This is a genomic window from Pseudomonas sp. EB271-G4-1, assembly GCF_058791355.1.
This window is the reverse complement of the sequence record NZ_JBYTEO010000041.1, coordinates 33,883-59,201: the sequence shown is the minus strand read 5'-3', so window position 1 is coordinate 59,201 and position 25,319 is coordinate 33,883. Positions and strand designations below refer to the sequence as shown.

Annotated in this window: 26 protein-coding genes; 15 read left to right on the top strand and 11 right to left on the bottom strand. The window is 58.3% G+C overall.

From position 1 onward, the window contains the following. Positions 1 to 276: 276 nt before the first annotated feature. The gene (locus AC3WWR_RS20265; RefSeq protein WP_020796832.1) at positions 277 to 1,212 is read right to left on the bottom strand and encodes a chemotaxis protein CheV; all 936 of its coding nucleotides are present in this window, start codon (positions 1,210 to 1,212) and stop codon (positions 277 to 279) included. A gap of 422 nt (positions 1,213 to 1,634) precedes the next feature. Here AC3WWR_RS20265 and AC3WWR_RS20260 point away from each other — a divergent pair, with 422 nt between their 5' ends. From AC3WWR_RS20260 to AC3WWR_RS20250, 3 genes are all read left to right on the top strand, one after another. Further along, positions 1,635 to 2,105, top strand: a complete 471-nt coding sequence (locus AC3WWR_RS20260; protein ID WP_020796831.1) for a hypothetical protein — start codon at positions 1,635 to 1,637, stop codon at positions 2,103 to 2,105. 456 nt (positions 2,106 to 2,561) lie between these two features. Beyond that, positions 2,562 to 3,455: a sensor histidine kinase gene (locus AC3WWR_RS20255; RefSeq protein ID WP_020796830.1), complete on the top strand. Its 894-nt coding sequence runs from the start codon at positions 2,562 to 2,564 to the stop codon at positions 3,453 to 3,455. Next, on the top strand, positions 3,452 to 4,111 hold the full coding sequence (locus AC3WWR_RS20250; protein ID WP_033045706.1) for a response regulator: 660 nt from the start codon (positions 3,452 to 3,454) through the stop codon (positions 4,109 to 4,111). Before AC3WWR_RS20255 ends, AC3WWR_RS20250 begins: the two co-directional genes overlap by 4 nt. Here AC3WWR_RS20250 and yegS read toward each other — a convergent pair. Further along, positions 4,095 to 5,012: a lipid kinase YegS gene (gene yegS / locus AC3WWR_RS20245; protein ID WP_020796828.1), complete on the bottom strand. Its 918-nt coding sequence runs from the start codon at positions 5,010 to 5,012 to the stop codon at positions 4,095 to 4,097. The genes AC3WWR_RS20250 and yegS overlap by 17 nt on opposite strands. A 214-nt stretch (positions 5,013 to 5,226) precedes the next feature. Between yegS and AC3WWR_RS20240 the strand changes: the two genes are divergently transcribed. Next, on the top strand, positions 5,227 to 5,535 hold the full coding sequence (locus AC3WWR_RS20240; RefSeq protein WP_168758755.1) for a hypothetical protein: 309 nt from the start codon (positions 5,227 to 5,229) through the stop codon (positions 5,533 to 5,535). Positions 5,536 to 5,597: 62 nt separating this feature from the next. Here AC3WWR_RS20240 and AC3WWR_RS20235 read toward each other — a convergent pair whose 3' ends face one another. Beyond that, positions 5,598 to 6,824, bottom strand: a complete 1,227-nt coding sequence (locus AC3WWR_RS20235) for a molybdopterin molybdotransferase MoeA (RefSeq protein WP_020796826.1) — start codon at positions 6,822 to 6,824, stop codon at positions 5,598 to 5,600. Further along, entirely contained in the window at positions 6,808 to 7,347 is a 540-nt protein-coding gene (gene moaB, locus AC3WWR_RS20230; protein ID WP_492598999.1) for a molybdenum cofactor biosynthesis protein B, read from the bottom strand. Before moaB ends, AC3WWR_RS20235 begins: the two co-directional genes overlap by 17 nt. 81 nt (positions 7,348 to 7,428) lie before the next feature. Here moaB and mobA point away from each other — a divergent pair, with 81 nt between their 5' ends. Continuing rightward, positions 7,429 to 8,031 (top strand): molybdenum cofactor guanylyltransferase MobA, encoded by a 603-nt coding sequence (gene mobA, locus AC3WWR_RS20225; protein ID WP_168758756.1) that lies wholly within the window; start codon positions 7,429 to 7,431, stop codon positions 8,029 to 8,031. A gap of 75 nt (positions 8,032 to 8,106) precedes the next feature. After that, positions 8,107 to 8,328, top strand: coding sequence for a YgdI/YgdR family lipoprotein (locus AC3WWR_RS20220; protein WP_020796823.1), 222 nt, complete (start codon positions 8,107 to 8,109; stop codon positions 8,326 to 8,328). Between the two features lie 77 nt (positions 8,329 to 8,405). On the opposite strand, the gene AC3WWR_RS20215 is transcribed toward AC3WWR_RS20220, so the two are convergent. The 5 genes from AC3WWR_RS20215 to AC3WWR_RS20195 all read right to left on the bottom strand — a co-directional run bounded on the left by AC3WWR_RS20215 (position 8,406) and on the right by AC3WWR_RS20195 (position 11,777). Continuing rightward, positions 8,406 to 8,684: a PA2433 domain-containing protein gene (locus tag AC3WWR_RS20215; protein WP_492598998.1), complete on the bottom strand. Its 279-nt coding sequence runs from the start codon at positions 8,682 to 8,684 to the stop codon at positions 8,406 to 8,408. 138 nt (positions 8,685 to 8,822) lie between these two features. Then, positions 8,823 to 9,713 (bottom strand): pseudouridine synthase, encoded by an 891-nt coding sequence (locus AC3WWR_RS20210; RefSeq protein WP_033044817.1) that lies wholly within the window; start codon positions 9,711 to 9,713, stop codon positions 8,823 to 8,825. Between the two features lie 71 nt (positions 9,714 to 9,784). Continuing rightward, entirely contained in the window at positions 9,785 to 10,102 is a 318-nt protein-coding gene (locus tag AC3WWR_RS20205) for a hypothetical protein (RefSeq protein WP_020796820.1), read from the bottom strand. 156 nt (positions 10,103 to 10,258) lie between these two features. Further along, positions 10,259 to 10,495, bottom strand: a complete 237-nt coding sequence (locus AC3WWR_RS20200) for a glutaredoxin family protein (protein ID WP_020796819.1) — start codon at positions 10,493 to 10,495, stop codon at positions 10,259 to 10,261. A gap of 73 nt (positions 10,496 to 10,568) precedes the next feature. Then, a complete protein-coding gene (locus AC3WWR_RS20195; RefSeq protein ID WP_020796817.1) occupies positions 10,569 to 11,777 on the bottom strand; it encodes an ammonium transporter in 1,209 nt (402 codons plus the stop codon). Between the two features lie 318 nt (positions 11,778 to 12,095). Here AC3WWR_RS20195 and AC3WWR_RS20190 point away from each other — a divergent pair, with 318 nt between their 5' ends. The 9 genes from AC3WWR_RS20190 to AC3WWR_RS20150 all read left to right on the top strand — a co-directional run bounded on the left by AC3WWR_RS20190 (position 12,096) and on the right by AC3WWR_RS20150 (position 23,908). Continuing rightward, the gene (locus AC3WWR_RS20190; protein WP_008055105.1) at positions 12,096 to 12,410 is read left to right on the top strand and encodes an ElaB/YgaM/YqjD family protein; all 315 of its coding nucleotides are present in this window, start codon (positions 12,096 to 12,098) and stop codon (positions 12,408 to 12,410) included. Position 12,411: 1 nt separating this feature from the next. After that, the gene (locus AC3WWR_RS20185; protein ID WP_020796816.1) at positions 12,412 to 12,801 is read left to right on the top strand and encodes a phage holin family protein; all 390 of its coding nucleotides are present in this window, start codon (positions 12,412 to 12,414) and stop codon (positions 12,799 to 12,801) included. Beyond that, positions 12,798 to 13,142, top strand: a complete 345-nt coding sequence (locus AC3WWR_RS20180) for a hypothetical protein (protein WP_020796815.1) — start codon at positions 12,798 to 12,800, stop codon at positions 13,140 to 13,142. Before AC3WWR_RS20185 ends, AC3WWR_RS20180 begins: the two co-directional genes overlap by 4 nt. A gap of 129 nt (positions 13,143 to 13,271) precedes the next feature. Further along, complete coding sequence (locus AC3WWR_RS20175; RefSeq protein ID WP_168758757.1) at positions 13,272 to 14,435, top strand: EAL domain-containing protein; 1,164 nt, start codon at positions 13,272 to 13,274, stop codon at positions 14,433 to 14,435. A 68-nt stretch (positions 14,436 to 14,503) separates the two neighbouring features. Continuing rightward, the gene (locus AC3WWR_RS20170) at positions 14,504 to 15,832 is read left to right on the top strand and encodes a deoxyguanosinetriphosphate triphosphohydrolase (RefSeq protein ID WP_020796813.1); all 1,329 of its coding nucleotides are present in this window, start codon (positions 14,504 to 14,506) and stop codon (positions 15,830 to 15,832) included. 178 nt (positions 15,833 to 16,010) lie between these two features. Continuing rightward, complete coding sequence (locus AC3WWR_RS20165) at positions 16,011 to 16,400, top strand: response regulator (RefSeq protein WP_020796812.1); 390 nt, start codon at positions 16,011 to 16,013, stop codon at positions 16,398 to 16,400. A 237-nt stretch (positions 16,401 to 16,637) separates the two neighbouring features. Beyond that, positions 16,638 to 17,264, top strand: a complete 627-nt coding sequence (locus tag AC3WWR_RS20160) for a response regulator transcription factor (protein WP_020796810.1) — start codon at positions 16,638 to 16,640, stop codon at positions 17,262 to 17,264. 8 nt (positions 17,265 to 17,272) lie between these two features. Beyond that, positions 17,273 to 20,914, top strand: coding sequence for a transporter substrate-binding domain-containing protein (locus AC3WWR_RS20155; RefSeq protein ID WP_033044815.1), 3,642 nt, complete (start codon positions 17,273 to 17,275; stop codon positions 20,912 to 20,914). Between the two features lie 48 nt (positions 20,915 to 20,962). Next, positions 20,963 to 23,908, top strand: a complete 2,946-nt coding sequence (locus AC3WWR_RS20150; RefSeq protein ID WP_492598997.1) for an HD domain-containing phosphohydrolase — start codon at positions 20,963 to 20,965, stop codon at positions 23,906 to 23,908. On the opposite strand, the gene AC3WWR_RS20145 is transcribed toward AC3WWR_RS20150, so the two are convergent. Further along, positions 23,909 to 24,391: a GAF domain-containing protein gene (locus AC3WWR_RS20145; protein ID WP_033044811.1), complete on the bottom strand. Its 483-nt coding sequence runs from the start codon at positions 24,389 to 24,391 to the stop codon at positions 23,909 to 23,911. It abuts the gene before it with no gap. Continuing rightward, positions 24,388 to 25,278 carry an ATP-binding protein gene (locus tag AC3WWR_RS20140; RefSeq protein ID WP_033044809.1) on the bottom strand — a complete coding sequence of 297 codons (891 nt, stop codon included), beginning with the start codon at positions 25,276 to 25,278 and terminating at the stop codon, positions 24,388 to 24,390. The genes AC3WWR_RS20145 and AC3WWR_RS20140 overlap by 4 nt, the downstream gene beginning before the upstream one ends. Positions 25,279 to 25,319: the final 41 nt, after the last annotated feature.

Sequence of the window (25,319 nt, the reverse complement as noted above, 5' to 3'; positions counted from 1 at the left end):
GCGCTGGGCCATCCATGGCCCAGCGCGGCGACCCACGGAGCAATGCCTTCGTTCTGGCATGCCGAGCCCTAGCGAGGCACCGAGTGGTGGGGCAAAAGCGCTTGGGTTACTTTCGCGCTTTTCGAAAGTGACTCGCCGTAAGGGCGAAACCCTAAGTGGCCGTTACCGCAGGAATGGATATGTACTCCGACAACAAATAACAGGTCGCCTGTCAGGCCGCCTACGCGGGCGAACCCGCTCCCACAGGTATCGGGTGCAGCCGAAAAATCCTGGCTGTCAGGCCGGCACCTCATCCAGCACCAAACGCTGGCGCACCACATCAACGAGCTTGTCCGGCTGGAATTTGGAGAGAAAGTTGTCGCAGCCAACCTTCTTGACCATCGATTCGTTGAAACTGCCGGACAGGGACGTATGCAGCACCACGTAAAGGCCACGCAGTCGCGGATCGTTGCGGATTTCGGTGGTCAGCCGGTAGCCATCCATTTCCGGCATTTCCGCGTCGGTGAATACCATCAGCAGCTTGTCGGTCATATTAACGCCGGTATCCGCCCACGCCTTGAGCATGTTCAAGGCCTTCAAGCCATCGCTGGCGATGTGCATCTTCACGCCCAACTGCCCCAGGGTATCGCGCAGTTGCGCCAGGGCCACATTCGAGTCATCCACCAGCAGCACCTCGCGGCCACGGGCGCGTTCCAGCACTGGATCCTCGAGTTTTTCCCGGGAAACCTTGGCGCTGTAAGGTACGATTTCGGCGAGGACTTTCTCGACGTCGATGATCTCCACCAATTGATCATCGACCTTGCTGATCGCAGTCAGGTAATGCTGCCGACCAGCACTGCTGGGCGGCGGCAGAATGGCTTCCCAATTCATATTGACGATGCGGTCCACCCCACCGACCAGGAAGGCCTGTACCGATCGGTTGTACTCGGTAACGATGATCGTGCTGCCAGGACCTGGCACCAAAGGACGCATGCCGATTGCCTGGGACAGGTCGATGACCGGTAGGGTCTGGCCGCGCAAATTGACTACGCCGCAAACGAACGGGTGACGCTGGGGCATCAAAGTGAGCTTCGGCAGTTGCAGGACTTCCTGCACTTTAAACACGTTGATCGCGAACAGTTGCCGCCCGGCAAGCCGGAACATGAGAATTTCCAGGCGATTCTCACCCACAAGTTGCGTTCGTTGGTCTACCGTATCGAGAATGCCGGCCATCGATGACTCCTGGGCTTGTTCGGATGAATTCACTGGATAGAGGGTTATCGGCGGTTTTCGCTGGACCTTGACCCCTTTGGCAAATGCCGCGCCCGGCATTGATGCCACATTAACATCATGCTTTACTGGCGCTGTTATTTCATCTGCTGCATTCTCTTCGCCGCGACCACAGTTCGCGCGATGAGTTCCGTCATGTAAGGGATTCCCCTAGCAACAATCAGGTGCAACCTGATATTCGCGATATCCAATAGCCATTAATGTGACGCCATTCTCATTGCATGAAGTGGAGTCGGGCATTTGTGTGCGATCGCAAACCAGTGGCCAGCCACCCTCTCAAGCGTCCAGCCCGCACTTGAGCCGTTCAGAGCGCGAACTCAAGACACGACACCCTCCTCATTTGACATGACGTTGTGGAGATAAGCATGCCGAACAATCGTAAAGAGTGGGCAAAGCGTATTCCGGAGTTTATCGTCGAGGCTGAAACGCTCCTGGCCAGAACCGAGGAATGCCTGAGTCATCTGCAATTGATCAACAACGACCCGGACGCCATTGACTGCTTGCTCAGCACCCTGCTCAAACTCGCCAGCAAGGCCGATGCCCTCGCTCTCGCCGCCGTGTCAGAGTTTTCATTGCATATCCATGGTTTGCTCAATCACGCCCTGAACCACATGGAACTGCACGACGAAGCCCTGGACGCGCTCAAGGACTGCCTGACGCTGATCGCCTGGCAACTTGAGCTGATCGACCAGAATACCGGGCAGCTCAGCCTTGATGAAACCGAACAGACCACCCTGATCGAAGCTTTCGCGTTCCAGGTCGGCCAGAGTCAATTTCGTCCCCCGGTTAATTCCAGGCCGCTCACGCTCCTTTCTTACACGGAGCGCCAGGCTTAATTTTTTGCAAGTACAATTCAGCGGCAATAGAGAACTGCATCACCAGAATCAATGTCGCAATTGAATACTTCATATCGATCAGCGACACCTCGAAACAAGTAACTATTGCTTGTACAAGTATTTGTCTGTCTGACCCGACTTTTCTGATATGTAACGACCTGAATAATCGAACCCTGCGTGACGACATCCCCATTCCTGCGCGTTATGTCCTGCCCTCCTGGATCTTTATCACAGGCGCGACCAACGGTATCCGAAGTGGTATTATGCCGCCCATTAGTTGACGTCAATTAACGGCAACGATTGCAGCCAACAAGTTGCAGGCCTGATTTCTTATACAAAACTCTGATTTTCTTATACAAAATTCAGTTGAAATCGATAGCTGACCATAAAAATCATCGATCTGTCAGCGAGCATGACCGATCAGCCCGCAGCGAACATCCATTGGCTCCATCCGCTATGTACGCCAGCCTCAAGTCAATTGCCAAATGGCCACCCTCCCGAGAAAACGCACGTCGGTTCACGTTATTGCTGTGTGCCGGTTCGACGCTCGGCAGCCTGCTGGTCTACAGCCTGTCCACGCGCTTGCCGCTGGGCCTGCTGGTACTCGATAGTGCTGCACTGGGCTGCGTGTGGGTGCAGTACCGCCTGTCACGCAAGTCGATCAAGTTCCAGCCCCAGGAGCTGGCCGATCGGTTGCTGCAAGTCCAGGAAAACGAACGCCACCGCCTCAGTCGGGAGTTGCACGACGACATCGGCCAGTTGCTGACGGCGGCAAAACTCCAAAGTGACTGGCTCAAGCGCAGGATGCCCGAAGACCTCCAGGCGCAGTGCTCGGTGCTGTGCGACACGCTCGAGGAAACCCTGGCCAAGGTTCGCGATGTATCGGCCATCCTTAACCCCCGGCAACTGACCAGCCTTGGGCTGGAAGCCAGCTTGCGGGCGCATTTGCTCAAGACGTTGAGCAACACTTCGGTGCACTGGAGCCTGGAATGCCATCAACGACTGACCGGCATCCCGGAAGAAGTAGCGGTGGCGGCCTTTCGTATTACCCAGGAAGCCGTCACCAATATGCTGCGCCATGCCCAAGCGCAAAACCTGCTGGTCTGCCTGCAGCGTTTGCCCCAGGGCCTGACCTTGATGATCAGTGACGATGGCCTGGGTTTCGCGCCCGCCACCGACCCGGGGCGTGAGGGACAACGGGGAATGGCCGGGATGTCGGAACGGATCAAGCAACTGGGTGGCACTCTGACCGTGACCAGCGAGCCAGGCAAAGGCACTCAAATCGAAGCCCTCTTCCCATGGGCGCCGCGTGCGTTCGAACGGGCCAGTCCGAATAAGGTTATGCATTGACTTGTAACTTACTTCTGGTGGATGACCACTCGCTGATCAGGGCAGGCGTACGCGCCCTGGTGCTGGATCTTCCTGGCTACGCGGTTATTGGCGAGGCCAATGATGGCTCGCAGTTGCTCGACATGGTCCAGCACCTGTCGCCTGATATCGTGCTGCTGGATATTTCCATGAAGCAGACAGGCGGCCTCGAAGCCCTGCAGCAACTCAAGCGGGTCCGCCCGCAGGCCAAAGTGCTGATCCTGTCGATGCACACCGACCCGGCCCTGATCATGCAGGCCCTGGAATCGGGCGCCCATGGGTACCTGCTCAAGGACACCACGGCCACCGAACTGGAACACGCGCTGCACGCCCTGCGTAACAATGAGCGATACCTGAGCCCGGCCATCGCCCATACCGTGATCACCCAGGCATTGAACCGGACCCAGAAAAACCCGGTAGAGTCGCCAGATTCACACAACCTGACAGCGCGCCAACTGGAAATCCTGCGGCTGATCGTGCGCGGAAAATCCACTCGGGAAATCGCCAACGGCCTGGGCCTGAGCGTCAAGACGGTCGAAACCCATCGCTCGCAAGTCATGAAGCGCTTGCAGATCTTCGACGTGGCCGGCCTGGTATTGTTCGCCGTACGAGAGCAGATCATCAGTCTGGATGACTGACAGCGCAGGCTTTGCTCAACAAGGGTGACTGCTCGGGTAAATGCACCCACAACGCTGCCGGCCGGGCCGAGAAACGCAGGCTGTCACCCTCGAGCGGCTCGCCATCAAGGTTGATGTAAAGACCCTCCGAGGACTTGATCTCAACCCATGGCAGGCGGGCACGAACGAACATGTTGTCGATTCCGAAGCCATCGGCCAGCAGGTCTTTCAAGGTGCTGAGCAGCTCTTGCGGCGCCGGCAAAATACTGATGTCGAGCATCCCGTCGTCAGCCAGGGCCTGCGGGCATAGCACATGCCCACCGCCCGCCTGCCGGCCATTGCCGATCCCCAGAGCCAGCAACTCTCCACTCCAGTGGAAATCAGGCCCCTGTAACTCACCATAGGCGGCATGCAACTCACTGAACCGCGACAAGCCGGTGAACAGATACGCCGCCCCGCCTAAAACCTTTTTCAGTTCCTCGGAGGTATTGGCCGTAACCTGGCTACCAAAACCACCAGTGGCCATATTCAGGAATACCTGCCCACCGACCTCCCCGAGGTCGATGGCACTGGGGGCAACGTCCAGAAGCGCCAGTGCCTCATCCGGCTCCAGTGGAACACCGGCAGCACGGGCAAAATCGTTGGCGGTTCCCAGCGGCATCAATACCAGGCTGGCCTGCTGCGACTGTCCGGCCATCGCTTCGGCGATATCGCGCAGGGTACCGTCGCCGCCACCGGCGATGATTTGCCGATAACCTGCATCCAGCGCTTCACCCACCAGCCTTTGCGCATCCCCGGCCTCCCACGTCAATCGAACGGCCAGCTCCCAGCCTTGTTCACGCTTGCTGTCGACGGCGGCCCGAACCGCTTCGTTGAGCGCCTGCTTGCCATGCAAAATCAACAGCGCCTTGCGTTCGCTCATTGTCGTCACTCCCATTATTGAATGGCGTATGGGACATGTGACCTTGCTTCCCTGCGGAAAAGTCGCAAAAAACTGAATTATTTACACTTGAGTCCAATAAGGAGATTTTTCTTACAAAACGTGAGGAAACGGCTCAATTGACCAGAAATGGCGATTGGTCCACTTTTGTGTCAGCGGTTTTCAGTCATCAGCAGGACAGACGCAAGGATGTGCAATGCAACAACATGACATCAGGTCACCGGTGGTTCCGGTGATGCCGCTCGTAATGAAACGGGCCAATCATCAAGCTGAATTCGTCAGCGATGCAAAATCCAGCGGAGAAGTTGATATGCCACATCGCCTCAACGAGCTTGAGACACTGGACACCCTGCGCAGCGACCTGGAAAAGATTCGCAGTGACATCAAGTCCGTCAGGCACAGGCTTGCCTATTCGGCGGTCGGAACAGCCGTAGTGCTGGGGCTGCTGGGCTGGATCGCCAACAGCCGTTTTGATCAGGTGGTACTGCTGCTGTTGGCCCATTGATCGGACAGGGGTGCAAAACCCGGCGCGATCGACCGGGCTTGCACGCCTGGCGGCGGCCAGACTCAGCCCAACACTTCGCTCAGCGGGATGAAGTAGACGACATCGCCTGGCACCAGTGTTCGCTGCTCCATGACCTCGACCAGTCCATCGGCCCAGGCCGCACTACGCAGCACACCGGAACTCTGATTGCTGTAGATGATGGCCCGGCCGTTCTCCAGCCGACCGCGCAGGTACTCGCGTCGGTTGCCGGCCTTGGGCCAGTCGAACCCAGCTGGCACTTGCACCTTCAGAGGCTCCACTTCCAGGACACCCATGCGCCGCAGCAGATAAGGCCTTGCCAACAAGGCAAAGGTCACCAGGGTCGAGGCGGGATTGCCTGGCAAGCCGATCACCGGTACGCCACGAAAATGCCCGAAAGTTAGGGGTTTTCCAGGTTTGATGGCGAGTTTCCACAGCGCCAGCTCGCCCTCTTCTCTCAGGGCGATACCCAGAAAGTCGGCCTCCCCCACCGATACGCCACCGGTCGAGAGAATCAGGTCGACATCCCCCAACTCGCCCAGGCGTGTGCGCGTGGTGTCCAGGTCATCCGGCAGAATCCCGGCATCAATGACCTCGCAACCCAGGCGCTGCAACCAGCTGCAGAGCAACACACGGTTGCTGTTGTAGATTTGCCCTGGCCCCAACGCCTGACCTGGCTCGATCAGTTCGTCGCCAGTGGACAGCACCGCTACGCGTACCTTGCGAATCACTTCCAGCTCGGCACACCCCAGCGAGGCTGCCAGGCCTTGTTCGATTGGCCCCAGCCGTGTTCCTGCGGGCAGGATCAGTTCGCCCACGGTGGTTTCCTGTCCTTGCGCACGAATGTTCTGCCCGATGACCAGGGTTTCGGTGAAACGTACACGTTCATCCGCCAGGACTTCGGCGTTCTCTTGCATCTCGACACAATCTGCACCGGGCGGCACAGGTGCCCCGGTGAAGATTCGTGCACAGGTGCCCGGCGTCAACTCAACAGGGGCCTGGCCAGCAAACACTTTCTGACTGACGACCAGCGGCTCTGTGTTCCAGTCGGCCACGCGCAGGGCATATCCATCCATCGCGCTATTGGGCCACGGCGGCAGATCGAGGGACGACAGCAGATCATCGGCCAGCACCCGGCCCTGGACTTGCGCCAATGGCAAACGCTCGCGCTCGACAATCCGTGAGGCGTCCGCCATTTCCAGCAAGCGTGCCAGGGCCACCTCGACCGGCATCAGGGTGCCAGTCTTGCCCGGCTTACCCGCGGGATTCACAGGGTGCCGCCTGTTTCAGGTGAGTCACGAAATTGCACGGGCGATGCCGCGAATCCAGCTGCTCGCCAAGAATGCCATCCCAACCGGTGCGTACCGCATTGGTCGATCCCGGCAAGCAGCACACCAGCGTGCCGTTGGCCAGGCCGGCCAACGCGCGGGACTGGACGGTCGAGGTGCCAATGTCCGCCACCGATATCTGGCGGAACAACTCACCAAAACCATCGACTTGCTTGTCGAGCAGGCAGCCCACTGCTTCCGGCGTGCTGTCACGACCGGTGAAGCCCGTGCCGCCGGTGATCAGCACCACCTGTACGACGTCGTCGGCGATCCAGTTGGCAACTTGCGCGCGAATCTTGTAGAGATCATCTTTGAGCAAGACCCGACAGGCCAGGTTATGTCCGGCAGCCGTCAGGCGGTCAACGAAGACCTGGCCTGAGGTATCGGTTTCCAGGGTACGGGTGTCGCTGACCGTCAACACCGCGATGTTGAGCGGTGCGAAAGGTACATCAGCCTTGGCTTTCATAGGCTCGTCCAGTTGTAGGAGAAACAGCCCGGTGTTATATCACAGCGACCCCATTTTTCGCCGCCCCCACGGAGGCCTGCCATGACTTCAAACCCAGCGTTGCCACCCTGCTCCATTTTGCTCCTGGCAGGCGGCCGTGGCCAACGCATGGGCGGCCAGGACAAAGGATTGCTGGAATGGCACGGCGAGCCGCTGATTGCGCATTTGCACCGCAAGACGCGCCCTCTGAGCGATGACTTGATCGTTTCGTGCAACCGGAACCTGGAACAGTACGCGCCTTACGCCGATCAATTGGTCCATGACGACGAAGGCGACTTTCCGGGCCCTTTGGCGGGCATTCTTGCAGGTCTGAAGGCTGCTCGGCATCCACACCTGCTAGTCTTGCCTTGTGATGTCCCGCGCATCGACAACGCACTGCTCACCCGCATGCGCGAAGCCGCCGCCGAGCATCCCGACAAACCGTTGATGCTGCGCCATGACGATCACTGGGAGCCCCTGTTGTGCGTAATTCCCCTGGCCCTGCGCGTTGATTTCGAAACGGCCTGGAAGGAGGGGGAGCGTAGCCCGGGACGACTCATGCGCAGGCTGGGCGCTACTGCATTGCTGTGCCCCGACAACGATCCGCGCCTGGCAAACCTTAATACGCCGGAACTATTAAGCATGCCAGACGGTGTGTCAGACTGAGTATCAAGGAACTTGCACGCGCTGTTTACGTCTCAACCCCAGCAACCAAAAGAATTCATTTTCGGAGACACTTCCATGACTCAACGGACCCTGGCCACTTTCATGCTCGCACTGGGCCTCGCTACCCTCGCCGGTTGCGCATCGCCTACCGTGATCACCTTGAATGACGGTCGCGAAATCCAGGCCGTCGATACGCCAAGCTATGACAAGGATTCGGGCTTCTACGAATTCGAACAACTGGATGGCAAGCAAAACCGCATCAACAAGGATCAGGTTCGTACCGTCAAAGAGTTGTAATTTTCGCGGTGACTACCGGATACATGAAAATGCCCCGACTTGTCGGGGCATTTTTGTATGCAACCGAAAACCCGGTGCTACGGGTTCGGCTCGTTGTTCAGTTTATCCACCCGTGCCAGCGCCTGGGTGGCTTCGGTGATGCATTTCTTGTCATCCTTGGCAGCCCGGGCCGCTTCAGCGCTGGCCTGCATCCGCTTGATTTCCATGGTGGTGTTTTCGGACGTGGCAGGCAGGCTGGTGACCTTGTCCTTGAGTTCCTGCAGCTTGATGGTGCACAGATCGTTGTCTGCGGCAAAGACGGAAGAGGACAACATGGCGGCGCAAATCAACATTCCAGCGAAAACAGTGCGTTTCATGAAAATCTCCTTGCTTGGGAGGTCTCGGCGCGCCTGATAACCCTGCGGCGGTGCCAAGTTCATCGGACGCCACATGCGTGGCGCCTGATCAAAAGACTGTAGCGCTGCGCACAAATTCGATTTTTTTGACGCCCTTGCTCACCATTGCAGTGTGATTGCGCTCTCGAATTCCCTGTTCTCGCCGGACACCGGGTCTACAAATTTCAGCCCCTGGGCCAGCAGCTTCAGCGGGTTGGCGTAGTCATCCTGCACATCCTTGAGCACCTGGGGATAAAACGGATCGTTGCAGATGCTCGCGCCCAACGCTGTCATGTGCACCCGCAACTGATGCTTCTTGCCCGTTACCGGATAAAGTCCATAACGCCAGAGATCACCGTTCTTCTCCCGGACTTCGACAGCCGTTTCGGTGTTGCTCGCGCCCGGACCTTCCTGCATGCGAAAGAAAGGCTCGCCATCAATGAGCCGGCTCTTGTGCACCAGGGGGAACGTCAATTCAGGCAATGCCCGGGCAATAGCTTCGTAGCGCTTTTCAATTTTTCGGGTTGGAAACAACGATTGATACGCCGATCGGCTTTGCGGGTTGGCTGAAAACAGCACAAGCCCCGCCGTATGCCGGTCGATGCGATGCAAGGGCACAAGGTGCGGGTTATCCAGTCGACGGATAAGACGGCGCAACAGGGTCTGCTCAACGTACTCTCCCGCCGGGGTCACGGGCAGGAAATGAGGCTTGTCTGCCACGACTAGATGCTCGTCCGCGTACAGGATCGACTCGACCACGGGGATCGATTTTTCATCCGGCACTTCGCGAAAATAGTGAATCCGCAGGCCTTCCTTGTAAGGCAGGTCCAGGGCAATGGGCGCACCCTGCCCATCGAGAACGCGGCCGCGAGCGATTCTGTCCAGCCACTGTTCACGACCGATGGCGCTGAAGTGCTCGCACAGGCAATCGAAAACGGTCTGCCACGGGCCAGGCGGCAAGTACAACGTGCTGGCCTGGCTGTGTGCAGCAGAAAAAGATGAAGTGGACATACAAAAGCTCTTACCTTGAATGCAGAGCGGCATTATCCAACAGCAACGCAAGCGAACCTAGCGCAGAATCCTCAAGCCGGTATCTGCGCACGCCCGGCTGCCTCGGTGTACTCCTTGAGCCAGCGCAACACGTCGACCGCCTCCCAGCGACCCGGGTCATACAGTGCATACAACAACCCCTGATAGCCCACGACATCCAGCTGCCGGTGATAGCCTGCACGCTGAAACAAGGCTTCGATTTCAGCGAAACAGGTATTGAAATGCAGCTTGTTGAAGGGTGTCTTGCCCTCCGTCACCAAGCCGTCCAGACGCAATTCGGCGACGGCTTCGCGTACTACATCCACCGACATGCGGTTAACGCTGCTCTTCAATTGTTCGACATTGACCACGACTGACCCTCTCACGCCCGGATTTGCCCCGCTCAAAGCCGAAAATCAGCGCAGACAAGGCAACAATCCGAATAACTGTATGCGCATACAGTATCCGAATCGCGCCAATTAAGCCAAGGGGATCGATCCTGAAGTTCGACGGGCGGAACAAAATCATTAACGCAAGAAGGCCACCACTTCGTCGGGACTGAAGGGCCAACCCAGTTCCGAGCCAGTGTCGACCCGACGCAATACCGGAATGCGCAGGCTGTAGGCCTGGAACCATGTTTCGTCTTCAGCGATGTCCACCAGCTCCACTAGCAAGCCATGCTCGACAAAATCCATCAACATGGCTTCGGCCACTTCGCAGAGATGGCACCCAAGCGTGCCGAACAGCTGACATTCAGGAAGCATGAGCGCTCTACCAAAAAATTAAGAGCCTATTCTAGGCCTGCCCCGAAATGCCGTCGAGCCAATGAATCCACGGTTAATCCTGGCTGACGGCGCCGATCTTGTGCACCGACAAGTCCGCGCCGTAATACTCTTCTTCCTGGCTCAGGCGCAAACCATGGAACGCCTTGATCACGCCATACACTGCAAAGCCACCGGCCAGCGCCACCATCACACCCAGCGCGGTGCCGATCAACTGGCTGAGCAGGCTCACACCGCCCAAGCCACCCAGGGCCGCCTGGCCAAAAATGCCGCAGGCAATCCCGCCCCAGGCGCCACACAGACCATGCAGCGGCCAGACGCCCAGCACGTCATCGATATGCCATTTGCCTTGCGCGGCCGTAAAGCACCAGACAAACAGCGCCCCGGCGATGGCACCGGTGGCCAGCGCACCCACCGGGTGCATCAGGTCGGAGCCGGCACAGATCGCCACCAGGCCGGCCAGTGGACCGTTGTGCAGAAAGCCCGGGTCGTTGCGCCCAACGATCAGCGCCGCCACCGTACCGCCGACCATGGCCATCAGCGAGTTCACCGCTACCAGCCCGCTGACCCCTTGCAGGGTTTGCGCGCTCATCACGTTGAAACCGAACCAGCCAACGATGAGAATCCACGAGCCCAATGCCAGAAACGGGATGCTCGACGGCGCGAACGCCACCAGCTTCCCTTCGCGATAACGCCCATTGCGTGGCCCTAACAACAGCACTGCTGCAAGCGCCAGCCAACCGCCCATGGCGTGCACCACCACGGAACCGGCAAAATCGTGGAAGCTGGCGCCCAAGTGCTCCAGCAGCCAGGCCTGCAGACCCAGGTTGCCGTTCCAGATAATGCCTTCGAAGAAGGGGTAGATGAATGCCACGATCAACGCCGTCGCGCACAACTGCGGAACGAACCGGGCACGTTCGGCGATGCCACCGGAAATGATTGCCGGGATCGCCGCGGCAAAGGTCAGCAGGAAGAAAAACTTCACCAGGCCGTAGCCGTGATCGGCATTGATCACTGCCGCCGGTTGCATGAAAGTGACCCCGTAGGAAATCCAATAGCCTATAAAGAAGTAGGCCAGGGTCGAAACAGCGAAGTCGCTGAGAATCTTCGACAAGGCGTTGACCTGGTTTTTTTGCCGAACCGTCCCGACTTCAAGAAAGGCGAACCCGGCATGCATGGCCAGTACCATGACCGCGCCGATCAGGATGAACAACGTATTGGAGCTATGGACCAGGGTGTCCACAGCGCTTTGCAGATTTTCCATGGATTTGGCAGACCTTAAGGCTGAAAAAAGCACCAAAGCAGTTCGCGCGGGCAATCCATGCACCAAGTTGAGACTTCAACAAGTCTCTCCCAATGAACCGTTTTGGAGCACAGGGTTCATCAAGGCCAATCACGACCGGGACATTCGCGCGGGTTTCGATTGTTTGAGTTAAGGTTTTACGGGAATCTTGCCCAGCAACAGCGCAACAGCGCGGGCTGACGCACCACGACACAGCAAAAGTTGTACCAGTCATTTGTACTGAACCTTCGCATAAGGCTCATACTCGAACGATTCAGACGCCACTTATGGAGATCACCAATGGCCAGCATCAAGGCAAAGACTGCTCAAGAAATTTTGATGAGCGATTTTCAGACACTGGTCAGCGATACCGAACGGTTGCTGGAGCACACCGCCTCCCTGGCCGGTGACCAGGCCGATGAATTGCGCGACCAGATCCACGACAGTCTGCTGCGTGCACGTGAAACCCTGAAGCTGACCGAAGACTCCCTGCGCGAACGCGGCAAGGCTGCCGTGACCGCTACCGAGGACTATGTCCAGGCCAACCCATGGCAATCGGTCGGAATCGCGGCCGGCGTGGGCTTCCTGATTGGCTTGCTAGCTACTCGGCGCTGATATGGCCATCGATGAATCCGGCTCGTCCGGGACAGGCCCAAGTTCCTCACCGCGGCGCCTGGGTGCCGCTTTCCTTGGACTGCTGCACAGCCATGTCGAATTGTTCGGCATCGAACTGCAGGAACAAAAAGCCCGCACCGTGAGCCTGTTGCTGTTTGCAGGCCTGGCGCTGGTGTTTGCCTTGCTGTTGCTGGTGGGATTGTCGACCCTGGTGCTGATCCTGTTTTGGGACACTTACCGCTTGCCTGCCATCATCGCGCTTTGCGTGTTCTACACCCTGGCATGCGTCTTCTGCGGCATGCGCCTGAGAGCGGCGATCTTCGATGAGTCCTCGCCGTTCCATGGCACGCTGGAAGAGCTGGCCAATGATCGGGAGCGCCTGCTGCCATGAACCTGCCTGAACTGCCTCGAAACAGCTCGCGCACGGAAATGCGCAAGGCACTGATACGCCTGCGCATGGAAATGCATCGCCAGGAGATCCGTCACGAATCCGCGCAACTACTGCAACCCCTGCAGCGGGTACGTGGAATGACCCAAAGCCTGCAAGACGGGTTCGGCATCAAGCATGCCCCGCTGTGGGGCGTGGCCGCTGTCACCCTGCTGGGGTTTCTGAGCGGCAAGGGCGCCAGGAAGGGCAACGGCGTGGGTAGCCTGGCCCGACTGGTCCGCCTGGGCACCACTCTGGGGCCTCTGGTCAAACTGGTCTTGCAAGGTTCTTCGCGCAAACACTGACCCTGTCAGTATCTGGCTACATTCTTGCAGTACCCACGGGATCGAACCTCTCCATCGAGGGGTTCAATCCTGCGCGCCTATCCGGTGACCCGGGCTTTATCCAAAAACAAGATCCATCAAGGAGGCCTTGTGATCGACGGGCAACCGCTCGCCTGCTTTCAGCCGTTCATCGATACCGCCACCGGCGGTATCGCCGGCGTGGAGGCATTGGGCCGACTGCGCCGGGCCGACGGCCAACTGGTTTCGGTCGGGCCGCTGTTCGCTGATCCCAGAACCAACGCCGTTGCCCTGCGTCGGCTGGACCGCCAGCTACGCGATAACGCGCTGAGCCGCCTGCATGAAGCACCCAGCGACTGGTTTCTCAGCCTGAACATTTCTCCGCTCTGGATCAGCCGCCTACGCCCGGACCAACCGTTGCCGAGCCTAGGCCAGCTGCAAAAGCATGGCGTCGATCCGCAGCGCATCGTTTTCGAAATCACCGAACTGGGTGGTGATGTCCAGCGCCTGGCTCATGTGGTGGCCCGCTATCGGCAAGCCGGCGCACGGATTGCCATCGATGATTTCGGCGCCGGGTACTCTCAGCTCGATCGGGTTCTGGCGCTGCAACCGGACATCCTAAAACTCGATATGCGCCTGTTCCAGGCGGCGGCTCTGGGCGGGCCCAGCAGCGATGTGGTCAAGGCCCTTGCACAAATGGCGGAAAAAACCGGTTGCTGGATCATTGCCGAAGGCGTGGAAACAGAAGCGCAACTGAATTTTGCCCTGGAGTGCGGCTCACGTTACGTCCAGGGGTTTCTGTTTGCCGGGGCACAAGCGGATTTCTTTGCCGCTGACGCCTTCGTCGAGCGCTTTGCGCATCTGCGCCAGCGCTATGTGCAGCAAAAGCTGGCCGAGCGCGTTCGCCTGAAGCTCTTGCGCCAGCAACTCAGTGAGCTGATGGCGATCCTGCAGGCCTGGGCACAGGCCAGGGCGCCACTGAGTGCCCTGCCACAACTGGAGGCCTTTCCCTGGCTACTGCGCTTCTACCAGTGCGACCGTCACGGTACGCAGATGACGCCCAACCTGGAGTGGCGCAATAGCGAGTGGGTCGCCGACAACCGCTATCTGGGCCATAACTGGTCGTGGCGTCCGTATTTCTATCACCTGCTGGCGCAGGGTTGGGACGAGTGTCAGCTGACCCTTTCCAATACGTATCGCGACGCCACCAGCAATCAGTACTGCCTCACCGCCGGGCAATTTTTCGACAACGGCGAACGCCTGCTGCTCATCGATATCGATGCCGTGGGGCTGTAGTGACACTTGCAGGTAACGACGCGAACCGGGAAGCTATCCAATCAGTCACCTGACGGAGCGAACCAGCCTTGGATTGGCCTACCCTGCTTACCCGCGAACGCCTCGGAAAGCCCCTGTACAGCCCGGAAGAAGTGGGCCGCAGTCCTTTTCACAAAGACCACGACCGCATCATTTTCTCGGGGGCGTTCCGCCGTCTCGGACGCAAGACTCAAGTTCATCCGGTCCACAGCAACGACCATATACACACGCGCCTGACCCACTCGCTGGAAGTCAGCTGTGTAGGCCGTTCATTGGGCATGCGCGTCGGTGAAAGCATCCGTAGCGCCCTGCCCGACTGGTGTGAGCCCAGTGATCTGGGAATGGTGGTCCAATCGGCCTGCCTGGCCCATGACATCGGCAATCCACCCTTCGGCCATTCCGGCGAAGACGCGATTCGGCATTGGTTCCAGCAAGCCGCTGGACGGGGCTGGCTGGATGCGATGAGTGAAGCGCAGCGCAATGACTTCCTCAATTTCGAAGGTAACGCCCAAGGCTTTCGGGTACTGACCCAGCTTGAATATCACCAGTTCGACGGCGGAACCCGGCTGACCTATGCCACCTTGGGCACTTACCTGAAATACCCATGGACAGCCAGGCATGCCGACTCCCTGGGGTACAAGAAGCACAAGTTCGGGTGCTACCAGAGCGAACTGCCGCTGCTCGAGCAGATCGCGCAAAAACTGGGCCTGCCGCAGCTTGAAGAGCAGCGCTGGGCACGCCACCCGTTGGTGTACCTGATGGAAGCTGCGGATGACATCTGCTATGCGTTGATCGACCTCGAAGACGGCCTGGAAATGGAGTTACTGGAGTACGCCGAAGTCGAGTCCCTGTTACTGGATCTGGTGGGCGACGATTTACCGCAAACCTATCGCCTGCTTGGCCCGAACGATTCGCGGCGACGCAAACTGGCGATCCTGCGGGGCAAGGCCATCGAGCACCTGACCAACGCAGCGGCCCGCGCCTTTGTCGAGCAACAGGATGCACTGTTGGCCGGCTCCCTGCCTGGCGACCTGGTGGAGCATATGCACGGTCCGGCCAAACGCTGCGTCCTCAATGCAAAGGACATGGCTCGGCAGAAAATCTTCCAGGACAAACGCAAGACGCTGCACGAAATCGGTGCCTACACCACCCTGGAAATTCTGCTCAACGCTTTCTGCGGTGCCGCACTGGAGCAACACAATGGTCGAACGCCGTCCTTCAAAAGCCGACGGGTCCTCGACCTGCTGGGCAACAATGCGCCCGATCCGAACGGCCCACTGCACAACTCGTTCCTGCGCATGATCGATTTCATCGCTGGCATGACCGATAGTTACGCCAGCCATATGGCTCTCGAAATGACGGGACGCTCCAGCCACTGACAACTATTGATCGATCGGCTATTACCCCTCCGGTAATGGCCGTTCAGTCCTGAAGGTCAAAAAACTTTCAATGAATACCGAATTCCCCTACAGCATCTGTCGAGTGCACTGATCGAACGTGCGGTTTTGACAGGAAACAATCACGCCTATCGGTTCCGATAGAAGAAGCGTGAATAATATGATGGACGACAGTCTGCGCATCATGCTGGTGGAAGATCACCCATTTCAGCTCAAGGCTACTCAATGCCTGCTTGAGAGTTACGGCTTCATTCATTTAACCACCAGTGACTGTGCCACGGGCGCATTGCAACACATGCTCAGGGCAGAACAGCCGTTCGATATTTTGTTATGCGATCAGTGCCTACCCGAAGTATCCGGTATTGACCTGATAAAAATTGCCAGTCATCAGGGAATGATCAAGCAGGCAATACTTTTAAGTAGCCTGACATCTACCGAACTGAGCGAACTTGAAAGGATGGCATTCCTCAATGGATTGCCATTACTTGGCTGCTTGATAAAACCTTTGAAACAATGCGAACTGAGACACCTATTGAAACTTATTCCATAACCCTTCGAACAGGCGCAGATGAAAAATCTGTGACCTGCAAATTTTCGTCTGATCGCCATAATTAAACAGCAACACTAATTGCGCCAACCGCACCAAAAACCAGTTGACACGTAAGTAATTTCTTTTTCGCGTGTAGGAACTTTCCTATATTGCCATGACGGACCCGTCAGTTCATACGGCACCTCAACTATCTGAGCTAAGGTGCGCGCTTTATCTGAGCTCGCATGGGATTTGATTATGAACTCCGTTTTTATCGTCGACGATCACCCTGTCATCCGCCTTGCCGTTCGCATGTTGCTTGAGCACGAGGGCTTCAAAGTCGTCGGTGAAACCGATAATGGTGTCGATGCCATGCAGATGGTGCGTGAATGCATGCCCGACCTGGTCATTCTCGACATCAGCATTCCCAAACTGGATGGCCTTGAAGTGCTGACCCGTTTCAACGCCATGCATACACCCCCGAGAATCCTGATATTGACCGCGCAATGCCCGACACTGTTCGGTATACGCTGCATGCAATCCGGCGCCTCGGGATATGTTTGTAAACAGGAAGAACTGAGCGAACTGGTGAGCGCCATTAAAGCGGTACTGTCAGGTTATAACTATTTTCCCAGTGAAGCCTTGAACCCTACCCGTGGTGACGAAGCGCGGTGCGCAGAACTCGAACTGTTCAAGTCAGTCAATGACAGGGAGCTCATGGTCATGCAACTTTTTGCACAAGGTCGCAATAACAAGGAAATCGCCAAGGGCATGTTCCTCAGCAACAAAACGGTCAGCACTTATAAAAAACGACTCATGCAAAAACTCAAGGCCAAATCACTGGTTGAACTCATCGAGATGGCAAAACGTAACTCGTTAGTGTGAGGCACAGGATGCCCAGTCGCTTGAAGGACTATCTGCTGATCATGATCACAAGCTTGTGCCTGTGCACCCCGCTGCACGCCGCCCAGGCCTCTGAGCAACTCACCTTGCTCGGTCGTTCAGCCCCCCTGCACCTGAAAGTCGAGCTGGATCAATCACAGCGACATTGGGCCCGAGGTAAACAGGAACTGATCCTGGGTACTTCAGCACCCGACTATCCCCCCTTCGACCTGACCAGCAGCGGTCATGACTACGAAGGTTTTACTGCGGACTACGCGGGCATTCTTGGCAAGGTCCTTGACCTGCCCATCAAGGTCCGGCGCTTCAACTCCCGGGGAGCTGCAATCGAAGCACTCGAAAACGGCGAGGTAGACCTGCTGGGCACCGCCAACGGATTCGAGGCGAGCAATGACCACATCGCGCTTTCCAGGCCCTATGCGGTAGATCAACCGGTCCTGGTGACACGTGAAGGCGAAACCCGCACGCTCAATGATGGGCTGTCCGGGTTGCGGCTGAGCATGCTTTATCACTACTTGCCCCTGGAGGAGGTAAAGGCCCTGTATCCGAAGGCAATCATCACGTCCTACCCCTCCTACCAGAACGCGATCAATGCCGTTGCTTTCGGCCAGGCCGATGTTTTTCTCGGTGACACCGTTTCAACCCACTACATGATTAACAAGGGCTATCTGAACAACATTCGCATGGCCAGTTTCGGCAAGCACGAAGCCCATGGTTTCAGCTTTGCGGTGCACAAGACCAATCCACAACTGCTCGACATCATCAACACGACGCTCAAGGCTATCCCCGCCAGCGAACGGGAAAACATCGCCAAGCGCTGGAGCGCCGGGAGCGATATCCTGCTCACCGACCAGAAACTGGAGCTCAGTTACAATGAGGAGCACTGGCTGGCGCAACATCCGGTGGTCCGGGTGGTCGTCAATGAGGCCTATGCGCCACTGACTTTTTTTGACAGTGCCGGCAACTTTCGCGGAATTGCCGCTGATCTGCTCGAGTTGATCAGGTTGCGTACCGGCCTGCGCTTCGATATTCAGCGCAGCCGCAGCGACAGCGACATGATCGAGCTGATCAAGACCGGTCAGGCCGACCTGATCGCCGCGCTGCTCCCCAGCGCGAAACGGGATAACTTGCTGAACTTTACCCGTCCCTACCTGCAGAACTCCTACGTCCTGTTGACACGCAAGGCGCACGACAGTCCGGCGAACCTTGCCCAGCTCAAGGGCAAGAGCCTGGCAATTGCCCGAGGCAATCCCCTGGTCGAGTATCTGCGCCGCGAGTTCCCGCAGATCCGGTTGATCAAGACCCCGGACACCTTCAGTGCCGTAGAAATGCTCGCCGAAGGCCGGGTGGAAGGCGCAGTGAATTCGTTGGTGATCGCCAATTACTTCATCGCCTCGCAACTGTTCGAAACCGATCTGCAAATCAGTACCACCATCGGCACCCGGCAGGCGGCGTTCTCCCTGGCAACCGGGCGCGATGCCAAGGAACTCAATGACATCCTCAACAAGGCACTGTTGAGCATCGCGCCACAGGAACTGGGCGTCATCAATAACCGTTGGCGCGGCTATTCGGCTTCCTCGCAAAGTACCTGGCGCAATTATCAACGGATCTTCTATCAGATCGTCATCGGCGCGGGGTTACTGTTGTTGATCTCCGTGACCTGGAACGCCTACATGCGGCGCCAGATCAATCAACGCAGGGCGGCCGAGCGAGCGCTGAACGATCAATTGGAATTCATGGGTTCATTGGTCAATGGCACGCCTCATCCAATTTATGTACGTGATCGTCAAGGACTGCTGCAAAGTTGCAATGACAGTTACCTGCGAACCTTCAATACCAAACGCGAAGACGTGATCGGCAAAAGCGTGATCCAGGGCACCCTGGGCAACGCTTTCGAAGCTCGGGAGTACCAGGTCGACTACCAGCGTGTCGTGACCGAGGGCACGCCCATGATCCTTGACCGTGCGCTGCACATTGGCGACCGCCGGTTGACGATCTATCACTGGATTCTCCCGTACCGTGACTCAAGCGGTGAGGTCCAGGGCATCATTGGTGGCTGGATCGACATCAGCGAACGGCGGCAATTGCTCGATGACCTGCGTTGTGCCAAGGAACGTGCCGACGAAGCGAACCGGGCCAAGAGTACGTTCCTGGCAACCATGAGTCATGAAATTCGCACCCCGATGAATGCCGTCATCGGCATGCTCGAACTGACGCTCAAACGCATCGAACTCCAGCACCCGGATCGTCCCGCCATTGATGTGGCCTACCACTCGGCGAGGGACCTGCTGGAACTGATCGGGGACATCCTCGATATTGCCCGCATCGAGTCCGGACACCTGAGCCTGAACCCGGAACGGGTCAATCCAGAGGAACTCGTGGCGTCGGTGGCGCGTATTTTCGATGGACTGGCGCGACAGAAGGGACTCGAATTGCAATTGGAATTCAATCCGGCCAACCCGACGATCGACGTGTTGCTCGATCCCCTGCGCTTCAAGCAGGTGTTGTCGAACCTGGTCAGCAATGCCATCAAGTTTACCGAGCACGGCCAGGTCAGGATTATTGTCGCACTGCACCTGACCGAAGAACCCAACCAGGTTCAAATGCTGCTGCTGGTCGAAGACACTGGCCCGGGAATCAGCCATGAGGATCAACAACGCCTGTTCGAACCTTTCGCCCAGGCCGGAAATGCAGCTCAGTCGGCCAGGGGGGGTGCCGGGCTTGGCCTGGTAATCAGCCGCAGCCTGTGTGAGATGATGAACGGCAGCCTGCAGTTGAGCAGCCAGCCTTGCGTCGGTACCCGGGTGAGGATTTCATTGCCGTTACCCACACTGCCTCGCCAATCACGGGAGCAAATAGCTGAGCCCACCATCCACTGCGCCACGGTCCCATTGAATGTGCTGGTGGTCGACGACCACGCGGCCAATCGTTTGCTGATGTGCCAGCAGCTGGAGTTTCTGGGCCATCGATTCAGCGTCGCGGCAGATGGCCAGGCTGGCTTGGACGCATGGAAATCCGACACATTTGACCTGGTGATCGCCGATTGCAACATGCCGGTCATGAACGGATACGAACTGGCCCAAGCCATTCGTCGACATGAACAGCACACACAATTGCCACGCTGCACCCTCCTGGGCTTTACCGCCAATGCTCAACCGGAAGAGATTCAACGGTGCAAACAGGCCGGGATGGACGACTGCCTGTTCAAGCCGCTGTCCCTGGCCGCCCTGGGTCAATGGGTCAAGGGCATCCAGCCCGCGGCCGCCGCACCAGCCTTCAGCCAGCAAGGCTTGCATGTGTTGACGGGTGGCAATCCGACGTTAAACCTGCGCCTGCTGACCGAACTGCTGAACAGTAGCCGCCTGGATCGACAGGGCCTGCAAGCGCTGTCAGGCACACAGGAACCACAGGCATTTCTCGACATTGCCCATAGAATCAAGGGCGCCGCCCGAATCGTCCAGGCCACTCGGTTGATCGACAGCTGCGAGGCGCTCGAGGCTGCCGGCCATGCCCCCTTCTCCCCCGAGAAAGTAAGCGAATGCTGCGACGCCGTAGAGCGCGCCTTGCTCGAACTGGAGCAGGCATTGCTGCAACAAATCGAGCAAAACGCCCCCTGCACAGTGAGCGAGCCTTAACTATGCTTGGACGCGGAGCAGTGTGTTAACCATCACGGAGTGACCTGCATGCCCAGCCCACTGCGTCCGGATCAACGCCGTTTTCCCCTGCACGTTCATATCAGCGTGATGTTCACTTGCCTGCTGTTGCTGACCGGGATCGTGCTGGGCATTTTCAACTATCAGCAAACCACGCAAATCATTCTGTCGAGCAGTGAAAAACTGTTCAGTCGAATTGAGCAGGACGTGCGCCTGGACCTGCACGCCACCTATGAACCGATTCGGCACCTGCTGAGCCTGTTGACGCATACCCCTGCCACCCAGGCGCTCGATTTGCAGCAGCGCCTGGCGTTGCTACTGCCCTTCAGTCAGTCACTCCAGGACAACCCCGACCTGGCTTCGCTGTACGTGGGGTACGACACCGGTGACTTCTTCATGGTTCGCCCGCTGCGCACCCCAGATCAGAAGGCGTTACTCAAGGCCCCGGATACCGCGGCCTACCAGGTCTGGAGTATCGAGCGAAACAGCAGCGGCCAGGCCCATTCGCAATCCTTGTTTTTTGATCGGGACCTGACGCTCGTCAGCCGTCAGGACAACCCTGAAGAAACCTACGATCCGCGTGGCCGCGCCTGGTTTATCAGCGCCAGCCAAAACGCTGACCAGATCACCACCGAACCCTACGTTTTTTTCTCGACCCACAATGTCGGTACCACCCTGGCACGGCGCAGCGGCGAGCATGCCGTACTCGCTGCCGACCTGACCCTGGCCGAGCTTTCGGCCACACTGGCCAAACATGTGGTGACGCCCGCTACCGAGATCGTGCTGTTCGACGCGCAAGGCAATGCCATCGCTTATCCCGACAGCCGTCGCCTGATCGTTGACGATCAAACCGCCCACCTGAGCAAGGCCGCCGACCTCAGTCCCGCCCTGCAGGCGCTGCTCAGTACACCTGCGCCGGGTAATCGCCTGACTGCCATGGGCCGTCAATGGATTGTTGCGCGTAGCCGCATGCAGGAAGGCGGCCCCCAGGGGCTGCAACTGGCAATGCTGATACCTGAAGATGAACTGCTCGTCGATGCCTACCGCATGCGCTGGCAAGGCGCACTGATTACCCTGGCGACCCTGCTGCTGTGCGTACCACTGGGTTGGCTGACGTCCAGGATCCTGGTCAAGCCCCTGCGCTCCCTCGTGCAGGAAGCGGATGCCATTCGCAGTTTCGATTTCAACTTTCCGGCCACACGCCGCTCTCCGGTACTTGAGGTCGACCAGCTAAGCCTTTCCATGGAGCGTATGAAAGATACCCTGGCAAGCTTTTTCCAGATCACAGACAGCCTGAGCGCCGAGACCCGGTTTGCCCCATTGCTGGAGCGGGTGCTGTTTGAAACGGTAAGGATCGGCCGGGCCCAGGCTGGCCTGATCTACCTGCGCGAAGGGGATGGCGACCTCATGGAACCCCAGGGCCTGGTGATCAACGACACCGCACACGCCCTGTCTTCATTCGACCTTCGCGCACACGCATTCAAGGACACAGACAGCCCCGCCTGGCTGCAGCAGCTGTCGACAGCCGACAACGTTGTCACCCACCTGGGCTTCGAACAGGCGGGGGATCTCCAAAAAGTCCTGCTGGCAATGGCCTGTCCCCGCGTTCACCTGATCGGCATCCGCTTGCACAATCGTCACAACGAAACCGTCGGCCTGTTGGTGTTTCTGCTGGCCGACAGCGGCAACCAGAGCGACCTGGACAAACTGCGTCCCGACCGCATTGCATTCCTGCAGGCGGTGTCCGGTGCCGCCGCTGTGAGTATTGAAAGCCATCGCTTGCAGGACCGGCAAAAAAAGCTGCTGGACGCCTTCATCAAGCTGCTGGCCGGTGCGATAGATGCCAAGAGCCCCTATACCGGTGGCCATTGCCAACGAGTTCCGGCGCTGACGTTGATGCTCGCCCAGGCCGCAGCAGCCAGCCAGGACCCGGCTTTCAGCGGCTACCAGCCTACGGACGATGAGTGGGAGGCGCTGCACATAGCCGCCTGGCTGCACGACTGCGGCAAAGTGACAACCCCGGAATACGTCGTCGACAAAGCCACCAAGCTCGAAACCCTGAACGACCGCATCCACGAAATACGCACCCGCTTCGAAGTGCTCAAGCGCGATGCCTGGATCAACTATTGGCAAGCCATTGCCCAAGGTGGCGATGAGCAGCCCCTGGCGCAACAGCGCGATGCCACTTTGGCGGAACTCGATGACGATTTCGCCTTCATCGCCCGCTGCAACCTCGGCGGCGAGACCATGGCCGAAGCCGATCTGCAACGCCTGCGCAGTATCGGTCAACGCACCTGGACGCGGACCCTGGATGACCGCCTGGGAGTTTCCTGGGAGGAGAACCAGCGCCAGGCACGCACGCACGCACCGACGCTGCCCGTCTGCGAGACGTTGCTGGCGGACCGGCCCGAGCATCTGTTCGAACGCGCCGAAGCCGAAGTGATTGCCGAGGATAATCCCTGGGGTTTCAAGCTCGATGTCCCGCATTACAAGTACAACCGCGGCGAACTCTACAACTTGAGCATTACCCGAGGCACCCTGACACGCGAAGAGCGCTACATCATCAACCACCACATGGTGCAGACGATTCTGATGCTCAACCACCTGCCCTTCCCCGAGCATCTGGGCAACGTAGCGGAGATCGCCGGCGGTCACCACGAAAAAATGGACGGCACGGGTTATCCGAAACGCTTGAAGCGTGAGCAGATGAGCCTGCCGGCGCGGATGATGGCGATTGCCGATATCTTCGAGGCGCTGACCGCCGCCGACCGCCCCTACAAGAAAGCCAAGACCCTGAGTGAAGCGCTGGGCATCATGGCCAACATGTGCCGGGATGCCCACATCGACCCACAGTTGTTCGAACTGTTCATCAACGCGCAGATTTATCTGCAGTACGCCCGGCGCTTCCTCGACCCACAACAGGTCGATGCAGTGGATGCGCCAAGCCTGCTGGTCAAGGCAGGCTTGAGAGCGTGATCAGCAGTCGGTCAGGCGCAGGAAAATAGCGGCCAATTGCTCGATGCCCGCTTGATCCTGCGCGGTGAAACGCGCCAGTTGGGGGCTGTCGAGATCGAGCACGCCGATCAGGCGACCGTCCTTGACCAAGGGCACGACCAGTTCGCTGTTCGACGCACTGTCGCAGGCGATATGCCCGGCAAACGCGTGCACGTCTTCGACTCGCTGGGTTTGCAAGGTCGCCGCCGCCGTCCCGCACACGCCCCGGCCGAACGGAATCCGCACGCAGGCGATTTGCCCCTGGAACGGACCCAGCACCAGCTCCCCCTCACGATTGAGGTAGAACCCGGCCCAGTTCAAGCCCTCGAGTTGATTGAACAGGAACGCCGAAAACTGAGCGGCGTTGGCAATGAAATCACGCTCATCCGCCAGCAAGGACTCCAGCTGCGCGTGCAGCATGCCATAGCCCTCGAGGCCCTGGCCGCTCTTTTGTAAATCGATCATGCCTTGTGCTCCAACAGTTTCAGCCCCACCCAATAGCGGGCAAATTGATACGCGCAACGTCCGTTGCGATTGCCCCGGCCCGTGGCCCAGCGCACCGCAAGGATGTCCAGCTCTTCGGTGCGTTGCCACGGCAGGCCTGCCCTGTCGGCCAATTGACCGATCCAGTGTTCGACCACATCGAGGAAGTGCTCCTGGGTGAACGGATAGAACGATAGCCACAACCCGAAGCGATCCGACAGGGCGATCTTGTCTTCCACTGCCTCGCTGGGGTGCAATTCACCATCGACCCGTTTCCAGTTTTCGTTATCGCTTTCCTTTTCCGGCACCAGGTGTCGACGGTTGGAGGTGGCGTACAGCAACACGTTGTCCGGTGCCTGTTCGAGCGAACCGTCGAGAACGCTTTTGAGCACGCGATAATCGCCCTCGCCTGACTCGAACGACAGGTCATCGCAGAACAATACGAAACGCTGCGGTAGCTTGGCGAGCTGCTCGACCACCCGCGGTAAGTCCGCCAGGTGATCACGCTCGATTTCGATCAGGCGCAGACCAGCCTCGGCGTGCTCAGCCAGCAAGGCGCGCACCAGCGACGATTTGCCAGTGCCACGCGAACCCCAGAGCAGGGCGTGGTTGGCCGGCATGCCATCGAGGAACTGGCGGGTATTTCGTCCCAGTTGCTCCACCTGGCGGTCGACGCCGATGAGGTCGCTCAGACGCATGTCCAGGCTGACCTGCAGTGGCAGCAGAAAACCGCTGCGCCCCTCACGCTGCCAGCGCGCAGCCAGGCAATGGGTCCAGTCGATGGCTTGCCGAGGGGTGGGCAACAACGGTTCGATACGGGCCAGAACGGCATCGGCACGTTCAAGAAAAGCATTTAATCGGGAATCCACGTCTTCTCCTCGGGCACGTTCACAGTAATGATGTCGATACA

What these genes read in the sequence shown, in the direction of transcription:
- AC3WWR_RS20265 (WP_020796832.1), bottom strand. Translation starts at nt 1,212, where the DNA reads ATGGCCGGCATTCTCGATACGGTAGACCAACGAACGCAACTTGTGGGT.
- AC3WWR_RS20260 (WP_020796831.1), top strand. Translation starts at nt 1,635, where the DNA reads ATGCCGAACAATCGTAAAGAGTGGGCAAAGCGTATTCCGGAGTTTATC.
- AC3WWR_RS20255 (WP_020796830.1), top strand. Translation starts at nt 2,562, where the DNA reads ATGTACGCCAGCCTCAAGTCAATTGCCAAATGGCCACCCTCCCGAGAA.
- yegS (WP_020796828.1), bottom strand. Translation starts at nt 5,012, where the DNA reads ATGAGCGAACGCAAGGCGCTGTTGATTTTGCATGGCAAGCAGGCGCTC.
- AC3WWR_RS20240 (WP_168758755.1), top strand. Translation starts at nt 5,227, where the DNA reads ATGCAACAACATGACATCAGGTCACCGGTGGTTCCGGTGATGCCGCTC.
- moaB (WP_492598999.1), bottom strand. Translation starts at nt 7,347, where the DNA reads ATGAAAGCCAAGGCTGATGTACCTTTCGCACCGCTCAACATCGCGGTG.
- mobA (WP_168758756.1), top strand. Translation starts at nt 7,429, where the DNA reads ATGACTTCAAACCCAGCGTTGCCACCCTGCTCCATTTTGCTCCTGGCA.
- AC3WWR_RS20220 (WP_020796823.1), top strand. Translation starts at nt 8,107, where the DNA reads ATGACTCAACGGACCCTGGCCACTTTCATGCTCGCACTGGGCCTCGCT.
- AC3WWR_RS20215 (WP_492598998.1), bottom strand. Translation starts at nt 8,684, where the DNA reads ATGAAACGCACTGTTTTCGCTGGAATGTTGATTTGCGCCGCCATGTTG.
- AC3WWR_RS20210 (WP_033044817.1), bottom strand. Translation starts at nt 9,713, where the DNA reads ATGTCCACTTCATCTTTTTCTGCTGCACACAGCCAGGCCAGCACGTTG.
- AC3WWR_RS20200 (WP_020796819.1), bottom strand. Translation starts at nt 10,495, where the DNA reads ATGCTTCCTGAATGTCAGCTGTTCGGCACGCTTGGGTGCCATCTCTGC.
- AC3WWR_RS20195 (WP_020796817.1), bottom strand. Translation starts at nt 11,777, where the DNA reads ATGGAAAATCTGCAAAGCGCTGTGGACACCCTGGTCCATAGCTCCAAT.
- AC3WWR_RS20190 (WP_008055105.1), top strand. Translation starts at nt 12,096, where the DNA reads ATGGCCAGCATCAAGGCAAAGACTGCTCAAGAAATTTTGATGAGCGAT.
- AC3WWR_RS20185 (WP_020796816.1), top strand. Translation starts at nt 12,412, where the DNA reads ATGGCCATCGATGAATCCGGCTCGTCCGGGACAGGCCCAAGTTCCTCA.
- AC3WWR_RS20180 (WP_020796815.1), top strand. Translation starts at nt 12,798, where the DNA reads ATGAACCTGCCTGAACTGCCTCGAAACAGCTCGCGCACGGAAATGCGC.
- AC3WWR_RS20165 (WP_020796812.1), top strand. Translation starts at nt 16,011, where the DNA reads ATGATGGACGACAGTCTGCGCATCATGCTGGTGGAAGATCACCCATTT.
- AC3WWR_RS20160 (WP_020796810.1), top strand. Translation starts at nt 16,638, where the DNA reads ATGAACTCCGTTTTTATCGTCGACGATCACCCTGTCATCCGCCTTGCC.
- AC3WWR_RS20155 (WP_033044815.1), top strand. Translation starts at nt 17,273, where the DNA reads ATGCCCAGTCGCTTGAAGGACTATCTGCTGATCATGATCACAAGCTTG.
- AC3WWR_RS20150 (WP_492598997.1), top strand. Translation starts at nt 20,963, where the DNA reads ATGCCCAGCCCACTGCGTCCGGATCAACGCCGTTTTCCCCTGCACGTT.
- AC3WWR_RS20145 (WP_033044811.1), bottom strand. Translation starts at nt 24,391, where the DNA reads ATGATCGATTTACAAAAGAGCGGCCAGGGCCTCGAGGGCTATGGCATG.